This is a genomic window from Shigella sp. FC1661, from assembly GCF_001712525.1.
Classification (GTDB): Bacteria; Pseudomonadota; Gammaproteobacteria; order Enterobacterales; family Enterobacteriaceae; genus Escherichia; species Escherichia coli.
Genome location: NZ_MDGW01000025.1, coordinates 1 through 12,461, shown reverse-complemented (window position 1 = coordinate 12,461; position 12,461 = coordinate 1). Strand labels below are relative to the sequence as shown.

Genomic DNA, 12,461 nt, shown 5'->3' with positions numbered 1-12,461 from the left:
GCTGGCTGTTTTACGCGTATGACAGGATACGGAGGACGGTTGTGGCGCACGTCTTCGGTGAACGCACTCTGGCCACACTGGAGCGTCTTCTGAGCCTGCTGTCGGCCTTTGAGGTCGTGGTATGGATGACGGATGGCTGGCCGCTGTATGAATCACGCCTGAAGGGAAAGCTGCACGTTATCAGCAAGCGTTACACTCAGCGCATTGAGCGACATAATCTGAATCTGAGACAACATCTGGCAAGGCTGGGACGGAAGTCACTGTCGTTCTCAAAATCGGTGGAGCTGCATGACAAGGTCATCGGGCATTATCTGAACATAAAACACTATCAGTAAGTTGGAGTCATTACCCCCTTTTTCACCTGTTTAAAATATGTTCAGCAACCCATATTGATGGCGACCGCCTCTCCACGATGATTTCAATAACATATTCTGTGTTGGCATATGAAATTTTGAGGATTACCCTACACTTATAGGAGTTACCTTACAGGGGTTCCTTCAATTTGTGTTGATTTACGCGAGATAACGCTATGGAATTAAAGGATTATTACGCCATCATGGGCGTGAAACCGACGGACGATCTCAAGACAATCAAGACCGCCTATCGTCGACTGGCCCGTAAATACCATCCTGATGTCAGCAAAGAACCGGATGCCGAAGCCCGCTTCAAAGAGGTCGCTGAAGCCTGGGAAGTGTTAAGTGATGAACAACGTCGCGCTGAGTATGATCAGATGTGGCAACATCGCAACGATCCGCAATTTAACCGTCAGTTCCATCATGGCGACGGTCAGAGTTTTAATGCCGAAGATTTTGACGATATCTTCTCGTCAATTTTCGGTCAGCATGCCCGCCAGAGCCGTCAACGCCCCGCCGCACGCGGCCACGATATTGAAATCGAAGTGGCGGTATTCCTCGAAGAAACGCTGACTGAGCATAAGCGTACCATCAGCTATAACCTGCCGGTTTATAACGCCTTTGGCATGATCGAACAGGAAATCCCGAAAACGCTGAATGTGAAGATCCCGGCGGGCGTCGGCAATGGTCAACGCATCCGTCTGAAAGGCCAGGGGACGCCGGGCGAAAACGGTGGTCCAAATGGCGATTTGTGGCTGGTGATTCATATTGCGCCACATCCGCTGTTCGATATTGTCGGCCAGGATCTGGAAATTGTGGTGCCGGTTAGCCCGTGGGAAGCGGCGCTGGGTGCTAAAGTCACCGTTCCAACACTGAAAGAAAGCATTTTGCTGACTATCCCGCCAGGCAGCCAGGCCGGGCAACGATTGCGCGTTAAAGGCAAAGGTCTGGTGAGCAAAAAACAGACCGGCGATCTGTATGCGGTACTGAAAATCGTGATGCCGCCGAAACCGGATGAAAACACTGCCGCGCTGTGGCAGCAACTGGCAGACGCCCAGTCGTCTTTTGATCCACGTAAAGATTGGGGGAAAGCATGATGGCTAATGTTACGGTGACTTTTACTATTACCGAATTTTGCCTGCATACCGGCATCTCTGAAGAGGAGTTGAATGAAATTGTCGGTTTGGGGGTGGTTGAACCGCGTGAGATCCAGGAAACAACCTGGGTATTTGACGACCATGCCGCCATTGTGGTGCAACGCGCGGTACGCCTGCGTCATGAACTGGCTCTGGACTGGCCGGGGATCGCGGTGGCGCTGACGTTAATGGATGATATTGCACACCTGAAGCAGGAAAACCGCCTGCTACGCCAGCGGCTTTCCCGGTTTGTAGCTCATCCGTGATGTGTGTTTGCCGGATGTGATGACGCATCCGGCAACTGCGCCATAATGCCTGATGCGACGCTAAACGCGTCTTTTCAGGCGCATAAACGACGTTATTTGTTTTGGTGGTCGCACTCCACTAACACCAGCAATAACTGGCTTAGTGCCGCGTAAAAACCAAAGCTGTCATACTGATGGCAACGCGCAGCAAACTCTGGTAACCATTGCCACAGCGCCGTCAGTGTTTTTTGCCGCAAACTGTCGATTCTTCGCGCAGGAACGGTCCCCTCTCCCAGCGAAAAATGCAGATGACTCAACAACTCGAGATAGATCGCCAGATGGTCTGCCGGTTCGTTGAAATTGCCGCTGGTTTCCATCCCTGCCTCAACTAACAAGCGTTTAATCTCTTGCTCGTCCTGTTTGTAGGCCGATGCATACGGCAGCGCCGCCTGCTTATCAGTCATCAAAAACAGGCCGCAAAAGTCAGCGGCCAGTTCCAGACGGGCATCGTCACGTACTGTCAGCGTGGCAATACAGTTTTCCAGCTCATTCACCGCCGCAGCCAGCGGCGGTTCGCTTTTCAGCAACGAAAACCATTCAGCCATCTGCGCACTGGCGATTTGCGTCAGTTGTTCATCGTCCAGTTCACGGGAGAACAACTGCGCCAGCCAGGCGTAAACACAGGCAATCTGTTGTGCTGTCAGCGTGGTCATGATTTCACCTGCGACGCGGGAACATATTCGCACTGCGCCACCATCTCCACAGGGCCGTTAAACGCCGTCACCTGCTCCACTGCTCCATTGTACTTCTCAATTTCCACCAGCGTAGTGTGCGCACTGGTCGCCTGCGCCAGCTGCGAAGTACCGATGTCGATGGTCAGCACGTTGGGGTTACCGTATTTGCACAGCGCACCAGGCTCGCCGCCTTTATCTGGATCGTACCATGCCCCTTCGTGAATTCGTGCCACGCCGGGTGCATAGCGGTCAGAAACTACTGCCCCTGCCAACACCTGACCGCGAGCGTTAAAGACGCGTACCACATCACCGTTACGAATACCGCGCGCGCTGGCATCCTGCGGGTTAATGAATACTGGCTCTTTACCCGCTACCGTATATTGCTGACGCAGAGTTTCCGACTCACATAACTGCGAGTGAAGTCGGAAATCCGGATGCACAGATTGCAGATGCAACGGATACTTCTGCGAGCCGGGCCCACCGTGGGAGCGTTCGATTTTCTCAAACCACATCGGATGCCCCTGACAATCGTCGTAGTTCATATCGGCGATGGTTTTCGAGTAGATCTCAATCAGGCCACTCGGCGTGCCCAGCGGTTCGAGATCCGGATCTTCGCGGAATGCCTGGTGGCGAACAAACATCTGCGGATGGTCAAACTCGACGTACTCTTTGTTATTCCAGAAGTCATCAAACGCTGGCAGATGAACGCCGCGTCCTTTGCCTTGTTGTACACCTTCCTGCCAGATGCGTTTCAGCCAGCCCATTTCGTCCAGCCCTTCGGTAAAGGCTTCTTCGCGATTAAAGCGACGGCACAGCTCGCGGAAAATATCAAAGTCGTTGCGCGCCTCGAACTGCGGCGGCACCACCTGTTTCATGGCGATAATGCCACGGTTGGAGTGGTTGCCGTACTGGTCGAGATCGTTACGCTCAAACTGCGTGGTCGCAGGCAGTACAATATCGGCAAAGCGGCAGGTTGAGGTCCACTGGTTATCTATGGCGATAACCGTTTCCAGCTTGCGCCAGCCTTCAATAATGCGGTTGATCTGCTGATGGCGATGGAATGGGTTAGTTCCGGCAAAAATACACATTTTCAGTGGCGGCAGTTTTACCGATTTACCGTTCCAGTTGATCACTTTCCCCGGTTCGAGGATCGCATCGATAAAACGGGCAATCGGAATGGTGCTGCTGTAGCCTTTGTAGTCACTGTTGTCGTGAACAGGCGGAATCGACGTAGAGCCGGAGAAACCACTCAGAATAACGCCTTTACGCCCCGGCGTGCCTGCGCCGTTGTAGTGCCAGCCAAAACCAAAACCACCACCTGGCAGGCCAATTTGCCCCAGCATCGCCGCCAGAACCACAATCATCCACGCCCACTGTTCACCGTGCTGCATACGCTGCACGCACCAGCCAGCAATAATTTGCGTTCTGTTCGCCGCCATCTGCCGCGCCAGCCCACGAATGGTTTCGGCATCAATGCCGGTCAGTTTTTCAGCCCATGCGGCATCTTTCGGCTGACCGTCTTTCTCACCCAGCAGATACGGCAGGAACTGCTCAAAACCTACACAGTAGTTAGCGAGGAAGTTTTTGTCGTACAGGTTTTCACTGTACAGCGTATACGCCAGCGCCAGTTGCAGCGGCACGTCAGTTTGCGGGTTAACCGCAATGTGCTTCACATGCTCGCGCCCCAGATACTCATGGGTGGATGTGACAACCGGATCGATGCTGATGACCTCAATTTCACCGGCGGCGACTTTCGCTTTTAGTTGCTCGTAATATTCATAAACATCGTGATCCGGGCACCACCAGTTCGCTTGCTGGTTTTTCAGCAAATCGGAGCCCCACAGCATAATGGTTTTGCTGTTCTGCAATACCAGCGGCCAGGAGGTTTGCTGTTCATACACTTCCATCGAACCGACTACGCGCGGCAGGATCACCTGCGCAGCACCGGTAGAGTAATCTCCGCCCGTACCAACGCTATTACCATGCAAGGCAATAGCTTTCGCCAGCATCCCCGAAGCGTTATGGAACATCCCCGTCGATTGCCAACCACTGGCGGTCAGCAAGGCACTCGGCCCGTGAGTTTTCTGCACGCGTTCCAGTTCTTCATAGAACATGTCGAGGGCTTCATCCCAGCTCACGCGCACAAAACGGTTATCACCGCGCTGGGAGGTATCGCTGAGATGGCGCTTACGCAGCCAGTCCACGCGTACCATCGGATAACGAATACGCGCCGCGTTGTGTACGTGATCCGGCAATCCGGCAATCCGGCAATCCGGCAATCATTTTCGACGGATATTTATCCAGTTCGAACGGTTTTGCCGCCACAAAGCGACCATCCTTCACCGTCGCGCGGATAGCCCCCCAGTGCGACCCGGTAAGAATGCCCTCTTTCGAGATGACAGCCGCCGCTTGCGCCGCAGTCGCACTGCGCGGCGTTAACAATGACGGCCCCAGCATCCCGGCGACTGTTAAGCCGCCGAGTTGTGCCAGAAAACGCCGACGTGATGCCTGAAAGAGATCGTTATTGTTCATTATTTTTCTTCCTTCTTATCGCCGTGAGCCTTACCTGCGATGTCAGACGCATTCATTTGCAGATATTTCAACAAGGTGCGTTCTTCACGTTTATCGAGACTGGTAAAGCCAATCATGCCGTTGAGCGTGCCAATCCAGCCGTTAGCATCAAAGTGAGAGATTTCCGGTGCGCCGTGGCACTGGTTACAGGTGCCGTTGTACAACGAATCCGCATAAGCCCAGATCGGTTTGATATCGTTCACCATATCACCTTTCTTCATCCACGCAGTGGCCTGCAACTTGCTCCACTCGGTATTGGTGTCGGCAACGGTGGTTTTCTCCAGCGTTTTTACCTGCTGCTGCACATCACCACGAATCGAGGCAACAAAGATGCGTTTACCTGGGAATTGGGTGAGTACACGCTGACGTCCGGCGCTTTCCGTCCAGCCGGTAATTTCAATTTGCAGCCAGTCGCCGTCACGTTTAAGGACTTTCACTTCCGAAGCAGGCAGCAGAGAACCAGAGGCTTCTTTATCGCCTTTCGCCGCATAAATTGGCTTAATATCAATAGAGTACAGCGTGTCACCACTGTCATTAGCACTGGCGCGCAGCTCATCGAACTGCTTACGGAAGCCGCTACTCATATCCGGTAACTGGTGGGCAATACCTTTATGACAGTCGATGCAGGATTGATTATCTTTCGCTGCCACCTTCATCTGACGTGCCGCTTCAGGATGCTGCTTCGCATGATCCATCGCATCGTAGTTATGGCAGGAGCGGCAGGTTGCCGAGTTGTTTTCTTTCATTCGCGCCCATTCACGCTCGGCAAGTTCCGCGCGTTTGGCTTCGAATTTTTCAGGTGTATCAATGGAGTGAGCAATAAAGGTCTGGTAGATATCATTGCTCGCTTCCAGTTTGCGCTTCACCATGCCTGGAATATCCGGCATGGCATTCAGCTCGCACGCCGGAGGCGTTCTGGAAATGCACCGACTGTTTATATTCTTCATACACCGGTTGCATACTGTGGCAACTGACACAAAATTCGGTTGTGCTGGTGACTTTGATCCCAACGTGTGGCAATACAATCAGCGCAATGCCAATCACAATCCCAATTGCGACCAGCGCCAGTACCGACCAACGAGCACTGGGTCGGCGTAGCGCGTTCCAGAGTTTCCGCATAATAGCCGCTGTAAAATTATGGTTTAGTGAAGCGATCTTAATGAGCAAATATGAACAGCGGCACTGGTCAGGATGAACGGCTTACGGCAGAATATGAACAGATATGAACAGAATGAGTAAAACCCTCTGATGCCACATCACATTGTTATTGTTGAAGATGAGCCGGTTACCCAGGCGCGATTACAATCTTACTTCACTCAGGAGGGGTATACCGTTTCCGTTACAGCGAGCGGTGCCGGGCTGCGGGAAATTATGCAGAATCAGCCGGTAGATTTAATTCTGCTGGATATCAACTTACCCGATGAAAATGGCCTGATGTTAACCCGCGCCCTGCGAGAACGCTCAACGGTGGGGATTATTCTGGTTACCGGACGCAGCGATCGGATTGACCGTATTGTTGGGCTGGAAATGGGCGCAGACGATTACGTCACCAAACCGCTGGAACTGCGCGAACTGGTAGTACGGGTGAAAAATCTGCTCTGGCGAATCGACCTCGCGCGACAAGCTCAACCGCACACTCAGGACAACTGCTATCGCTTTGCCGGTTATTGCCTGAATGTGTCGCGCCATACGCTGGAGCGGGATGGCGAGCCGATTAAACTGACCCGCGCAGAGTATGAAATGTTGGTGGCATTTGTGACGAATCCGGGCGAAATTCTCAGCCGTGAACGTCTGCTACGTATGCTTTCTGCGCGTCGGGTGGAAAACCCTGACCTGCGCACCGTCGATGTGTTAATTCGTCGTTTACGTCATAAACTCAGCGCGGATTTACTGGTGACGCAACATGGTGAAGGTTATTTCTTAGCCGCTGATGTGTGCTGATAAAAATAGACCGGACGAAATCCCCCTGGTGACAGCGAGCGGCGAATATGTTCACGGTCGGCATTTTTCGGCGTCAGAACTAAAATCGGTGGGCTGACATTATCAGACACCGATTGCCCCTGCCAGACCATTTGATCGCTGGCAGCCATAATCACTCTTCCCCGCTTCAGCCCGCGATACACCTGATGTGAAAGATAAAACGACACCACGGTAAGCGGCGTTTTCAGGTTACGCCCTTCACCCATTGCCGCCTCTGCCGCAATGGCCGTTCCGGCAACGACGTCGATTTCTGGGTGGCGTTCCAGCATCTCCTGCAACAGGTTACGCTGGATTTCAATATCGTTATCACCAAGCGCAATATCAACAATACGCACCGGGCTTCCGGCAATGGCTGCGCGAAAACCCTCGACCATCTCTTTACTGCCCCCGGCATTATCGGGTCCGGGCATCAACAGCACGTTCAGTGGTTTACCGTGCGCCCATTACACCAAATATCGCCCAGGTTGATAGCCCATCTGAAACCAGGGTACACCAACGCGGCTTTTCACCAGGGGATCATCAAGAGCATTTACCAGTTCGATCACCGGCAGATTTGCTACCTGCTTTTGCAGGTCGGGAAATGACGTAGTGCTACTACCGAGCAAAATGGCCTCTGCGCCCCACTGTTTACACTGGTCGATTTGTGCTTGCTGAGTAGCCAACTGGCTGTAGCCGCCTGCCTCCTGCATACCATAGTTCAACGATAACCAGTATGAATCTTTCAGGCTGGGATAAAGCGCGCACAGTTTCCATGCGCGTTTGGCTTTAAGCGGCGTAGAGGCTTGCACCGTGTAATGCTGCGCATCATGCCAGCGCAACAGGTTATCACCCGAAAATGCCGATAACATGAAAAGGGAAAGAAGTAAAAATAGCAGTACGCGCATGATAGCCTCATCAATAATAAGGCTTTATGCTAGATGCATTCTGCTTTGCGACTCAACCTTTTTCACCTAAAGTGCACCGACCGTGAATTTAACCCTGACCCAAAGACTCTGGATGGGCTTTGCCCTGATGGCGCTGTTAACCCTAACCAGTACCCTGGTGGGATGGTACAACCTGCGCTTTATCAGCCAGGTGGAAAAAGACAACACTCAGGCATTGATTCCTACCATGAATATGGCGCGCCAGTTGAGCGAAGCCAGCGCCTGGGAACTTTTCGCCGCGCAGAACCTGACCAGTGCCGATAACGAAAAGATGTGGCAGGCGCAGGGGCGAATGCTCACCGCACAAAGCCTGAAGATTAATGCGTTGCTGCAAGCGTTACGGGAACAAGGTTTTGATACCACCGCTATTGAACAACAGGAGCAGGAGATCTCCCGTTCGTTACGTCAGCAAGGGGAACTGGTGGGGCGGCGTCTGCAACTACGCCAGCAACAACAGCAACTCAGTCAGCAGATAGTCGCTGCCGCCGATGAGATCGCACGCCTGGCGCAAGGTCAGGCGAATAATGCGACAACTTCCGCTGGAGCGACCCAGGCCGGGATTTACGATTTGATCGAACAAGATCAGCGTCAGGCTGCTGAAAGTGCACTCGATCGGCTGATTGATATCGATCTTGAGTATGTTAACCAGATGAATGAACTGCGCCTTAGCGCTCTGCGGGTGCAGCAAATGGTGATGAATCTGGGGCTGGAGCAGATCCAGAAAAATGCACCAACGCTGGAAAAGCAGCTCAATAATGCGGTGAAAATTCTGCAACGTCGGCAAATACGCATTGAAGATCCGGGTGTTCGTGCGCAGGTCGCAACAACGTTAACTACCGTTAGCCAATATAGCGATTTGCTGGCGCTGTATCAGCAGGACAGTGAAATCAGCAATCACCTACAAACTCTCGCACAAAATAACATCGCCCAGTTCGCGCAGTTTAGTAGCGAAGTCAGTCAGCTGGTCGACACCATTGAGCTGCGTAATCAGCACGGACTGGCGCATCTGGAAAAAGCCAGTGCACGCGGGCAATACAGCCTGTTATTGCTGGGGATGGTTTCACTTTGCGCACTGATTCTGATCCTTTGGCGCGTGGTTTATCGCTCAGTCACGCGTCCACTTGCCGAACAAACGCAGGCGCTGCAACGGCTGCTGGACGGTGATATTGACTCCCCTTTCCCGGAAACCGCTGGCGTACGGGAGCTGGATACCATCGGGCGGCTGATGGATGCGTTTCGCAGCACTGTTCATGCACTGAATCGCCACCGTGAACAGCTGGCGGCGCAGGTCAAAGCGCGTACAGCTGAATTGCAGGAACTGGTGATAGAACACCGACAGGCACGGGCGGAAGCAGAAAAAGCCAGCCAGGCAAAATCGGCCTTTCTGGCGGCGATGAGCCATGAGATCCGCACACCGCTGTACGGTATTCTCGGCACTGCTCAACTGCTGGCAGATAACCCCGCACTTAACGCCCAGCGTGATGATTTGCGGGCGATTACCGACTCTGGCGAATCGTTGCTGACCATCCTCAACGATATTCTCGATTATTCGGCTATCGAAGCAGGTGGCAAGAATGTTTCGGTCAGCGATGAGCCCTTTGAACCGCGCCCGCTGCTGGAAAGTACCCTGCAATTAATGAGCGGACGGGTGAAAGGTCGCCCGATTCGCCTGGCAACAGCAATTGCCGACGATGTACCGACCGCGTTAATGGGCGATCCGCGACGTATTCGTCAGGTTATAACCAACCTGTTGAGCAACGCCCTGCGTTTTACTGACGAAGGGCAGATCGTTTTACGTAGCCGCACTGATGGCGAGCAATGGCTGGTCGAAGTGGAAGACAGCGGCTGCGGTATTGATCCCGCGAAACTGGCAGAAATCTTCCAGCCATTTGTGCAGGTAAGCGGCAAACGCGGCGGCACCGGGCTGGGACTGACTATCAGTAGCCGTCTGGCCCAGGCGATGGGCGGCGAACTGAGCGCCACCAGCACGCCGGAGGTTGGAAGCTGTTTTTGTTTACGCTTGCCGTTACGTGTTGCCACGGCACCCGTGCCAAAAACAGTCAATCAGGCGGTGCGTCTTGACGGTTTACGTTTGCTGTTAATTGAAGATAACCCGCTAACCCAGCGAATTACCGTTGAGATGCTGAACACCAGTGGTGCGCAGATTGTTGCTGTTGGCAATGCCGCGCAGGCTTTAGAGACACTGCAAAATAGCGAACCGTTTGCTGCCGCACTGGTGGATTTTGATCTGCCGGATGTCGACGGCATTACGCTTGCCCGACAACTGGCACAGCAATATCCGTCGCTGGTTTTGATTGGCTTTAGCGCCCATGTCATTGACGAAACGCTGCGCCAGCGTACCAGTTCATTATTCCGCGGGATTATCCCTAAACCGGTGCCGCGTGAAGTGCTCGGTCAGTTACTGGCGCACTATCTCCAACTGCAAGTCAATAACGATCAATCGCTGGATGTATCGCAACTCAATGAAGATGCTCAGTTAATGGGGACGGAGAAGATCCACGAATGGCTGGTATTATTTACACAACATGCCCTGCCGCTTCTCGATGAAATCGACATTGCCCGCGCCAGTCAGGATAGCGAGAAAATAAAGCGTGCCGCGCATCAGCTAAAAAGCAGTTGCTCGAGTTTGGGAATGCGTATCGCCAGCCAGCTATGCGCACAACTGGAGCAGCAGCCATTATCTGCCCCCCTTCCACACGAAGAAATTACACGCAGTGTTGCCGCTCTGGAAGCATGGTTGCATAAGAAAGACCTGAACGCGATTTGAATCAATATCAGCCAGTTAAGAACAACTAGAATAGTGGCATTTGGTATGCAACTTAACGGACTGGCAAAATCATGGCAGAGAAAAAAAGAACCCGCTGGCAGCGGCGGCCAGGCACGACGGGCGGCAAATTACCGTGGAATGACTGGCGCAATGCCACGACCTGGCGTAAAGCGACGCAATTATTACTGTTGGCAATGAATATTTATATTGCCATCACGTTCTGGTATTGGGTGCGCTATTACGAAACGGCAAGTAGCACGACATTTGTCGCCAGACCGGGAGGTATCGAAGGCTGGCTACCGATTGCCGGTCTGATGAATCTGAAATATAGCCTTACAACAGGTCAGTTACCGTCCGTCCACGCCGCCGCGATGCTGTTATTGGTCGCTTTTATCGTCATCAGTCTATTACTCAAAAAGGCCTTTTGCTCATGGTTATGCCCGGTTGGTACGCTTTCTGAATTAATCGGCGATCTCGGTAACAAACTGTTTGGTCGGCAATGTGTCCTTCCCCGCTGGCTGGATATTCCTCTGCGCGGCGTGAAGTATTTGCTGTTGAGTTTTTTTCTCTATATCGCGTTATTGATGCCCGCTCAGGCGATTCACTATTTTATGTTGTCGCCCTACAGCGTGGTGATGGACGTAAAAATGCTCGATTTCTTTCGTCATATGGGGACCGCGACATTAATCAGCGTGACCGTTTTGCTGATTGCCAGCCTGTTTATTCGCCATGCCTGGTGTCGTTATCTTTGCCCATATGGCGCGCTGATGGGCGTGGTTTCGCTATTATCGCCGTTTAAGATTCGTCGCAATGCCGAAAGTTGTATCGGCTGTGGCAAATGCGCAAAAAATTGCCCATCACGGATCCCGGTAGATAAATTAATTCAGGTACGAACAGTGGAATGTACCGGCTGTATGACTTGCGTAGAGTCATGTCCGGTAGCCTCAACATTGACCTTTTCACTGCAAAAACCTGCGGCAAATAAAAAAGCTTTTGCGTTGTCTGGCTGGTTAATGACGCTACTGGTTCTGGGGATTATGTTCGCGGTGATTGGTTACGCAATGTATGCGGGAGTATGGCAAAGCCCGGTGCCGGAGGAATTGTACCGACGCTTAATTCCACAAGCGCCAATGATTGGTCACTAAATTAGCAACAAGCGGAACATCACCTCGCACGGGGTGATGTTCACAAAATCACATTATTTTGATTTTGACATCATAACTTTCAAGCCCGGTCATTTTTTCTCGTGCGGTGAAGCGAATTTCAGAGACTTCTTTCCCTGTATTCTTGTTCAGCTCGGCGATTTTTTGCGCGATAAAGTCGGCGATTTCCGTTTCGGCTTGTTTTTTTAACTCTTCAATATTCACTGTTAACCTCTTCTGGTCTTAAAAGACAGCAACACGCCAGTAAGGTGTTGGTTCCCGGTACCCTAGTCAGGTAAGAAATGTTATAAGCCATCTCCCCGAAAGATTCAATAATCAACAGGTTATCGCTTACTATACATACAGCGTTGAAGAAAAATAAGGCAGATATAAAAAAGGCTCCACGAGGGTAATGCCAGTCAGTTAAGCAACTGACTGGCTCTTTTTCGGGGCTGTGGGGTATTTCCAGGGCCTCTCCTTTACCACTCTCGGAAGGCCCTTCCCCTTCTCGTCGGTAATTTCACAAGTTGTCCCATACTTGCAAGATCGCGCATCAGCTCCGGTATACGTCCCGGTGAAGCGCCCTGCA

At 52.3% G+C, this 12,461-nt stretch carries 8 protein-coding genes and 5 pseudogenes; 6 read left to right on the top strand and 7 right to left on the bottom strand.

The window, feature by feature from the left end:
- From BFF42_RS02110 to cbpM, 3 genes and pseudogenes are all read left to right on the top strand, one after another.
- Positions 1-335: pseudogene (locus tag BFF42_RS02110) on the top strand (IS1-like element IS1X2 family transposase); the annotation flags it as partial.
- Positions 336-529: 194 nt separating this feature from the next.
- Positions 530-1,450, top strand: coding sequence for a curved DNA-binding protein (gene cbpA / locus BFF42_RS02105; RefSeq protein WP_000420617.1), 921 nt, complete (start codon positions 530-532; stop codon positions 1,448-1,450).
- A complete protein-coding gene (gene cbpM / locus BFF42_RS02100) occupies positions 1,450-1,755 on the top strand; it encodes a chaperone modulator CbpM (protein ID WP_000024560.1) in 306 nt (101 codons plus the stop codon). The genes cbpA and cbpM overlap by 1 nt, the downstream gene beginning before the upstream one ends.
- 92 nt (positions 1,756-1,847) lie before the next feature.
- Here the strand turns inward: cbpM and torD are convergent, their stop codons facing one another.
- The 3 genes and pseudogenes from torD to torC form a co-directional block, all read right to left on the bottom strand.
- Complete coding sequence (gene torD / locus BFF42_RS02095) at positions 1,848-2,447, bottom strand: molecular chaperone TorD (RefSeq protein WP_000209865.1); 600 nt, start codon at positions 2,445-2,447, stop codon at positions 1,848-1,850.
- Positions 2,444-5,000 (bottom strand): annotated as a pseudogene (gene torA / locus BFF42_RS02090) (trimethylamine-N-oxide reductase TorA). Before torA ends, torD begins: the two are co-directional and overlap by 4 nt.
- Positions 5,000-6,158: pseudogene (gene torC / locus BFF42_RS02085) on the bottom strand (pentaheme c-type cytochrome TorC). Before torC ends, torA begins: the two co-directional pseudogenes overlap by 1 nt.
- Positions 6,159-6,287: 129 nt before the next feature.
- On the opposite strand from torC, the gene torR reads away from it, so the two are divergent.
- Positions 6,288-6,980 (top strand): two-component system response regulator TorR, encoded by a 693-nt coding sequence (torR, locus tag BFF42_RS02080; RefSeq protein WP_001120112.1) that lies wholly within the window; start codon positions 6,288-6,290, stop codon positions 6,978-6,980.
- Here torR and torT read toward each other — a convergent pair.
- A pseudogene (gene torT / locus BFF42_RS02075) lies at positions 6,953-7,903 on the bottom strand (TMAO reductase system periplasmic protein TorT). The gene torR and the pseudogene torT sit on opposite strands and share 28 nt — an antisense overlap.
- Before the next feature lie 82 nt (positions 7,904-7,985).
- Here torT and torS point away from each other — a divergent pair.
- Positions 7,986-10,730 (top strand): TMAO reductase system sensor histidine kinase/response regulator TorS, encoded by a 2,745-nt coding sequence (gene torS, locus BFF42_RS02070; protein WP_012421211.1) that lies wholly within the window; start codon positions 7,986-7,988, stop codon positions 10,728-10,730.
- Between the two features lie 71 nt (positions 10,731-10,801).
- Positions 10,802-11,875, top strand: coding sequence for a 4Fe-4S binding protein (locus BFF42_RS02065; RefSeq protein ID WP_000818477.1), 1,074 nt, complete (start codon positions 10,802-10,804; stop codon positions 11,873-11,875).
- A 48-nt stretch (positions 11,876-11,923) separates the two neighbouring features.
- On the opposite strand, the gene BFF42_RS02060 is transcribed toward BFF42_RS02065, so the two are convergent.
- From BFF42_RS02060 to BFF42_RS02050, 3 genes and pseudogenes are all read right to left on the bottom strand, one after another.
- Positions 11,924-12,097, bottom strand: a complete 174-nt coding sequence (locus tag BFF42_RS02060; RefSeq protein WP_001019197.1) for a GnsA/GnsB family addiction module toxin — start codon at positions 12,095-12,097, stop codon at positions 11,924-11,926.
- Positions 12,087-12,335 (bottom strand): cold-shock protein, encoded by a 249-nt coding sequence (locus BFF42_RS02055; protein WP_046891795.1) that lies wholly within the window; start codon positions 12,333-12,335, stop codon positions 12,087-12,089. The genes BFF42_RS02060 and BFF42_RS02055 overlap by 11 nt, the downstream gene beginning before the upstream one ends.
- Positions 12,296-12,461, bottom strand: a pseudogene (locus BFF42_RS02050) (IS4 family transposase); the annotation flags it as partial. The pseudogene BFF42_RS02050 and the gene BFF42_RS02055, both read right to left, overlap by 40 nt.

Excerpts from the sequence above, each read along its gene's own strand:
- cbpA (WP_000420617.1), top strand. The coding sequence starts at position 530 with ATGGAATTAAAGGATTATTACGCCATCATGGGCGTGAAACCGACGGAC.
- cbpM (WP_000024560.1), top strand. The coding sequence starts at position 1,450 with ATGGCTAATGTTACGGTGACTTTTACTATTACCGAATTTTGCCTGCAT.
- torD (WP_000209865.1), bottom strand. The coding sequence starts at position 2,447 with ATGACCACGCTGACAGCACAACAGATTGCCTGTGTTTACGCCTGGCTG.
- torR (WP_001120112.1), top strand. The coding sequence starts at position 6,288 with ATGCCACATCACATTGTTATTGTTGAAGATGAGCCGGTTACCCAGGCG.
- BFF42_RS02065 (WP_000818477.1), top strand. The coding sequence starts at position 10,802 with ATGGCAGAGAAAAAAAGAACCCGCTGGCAGCGGCGGCCAGGCACGACG.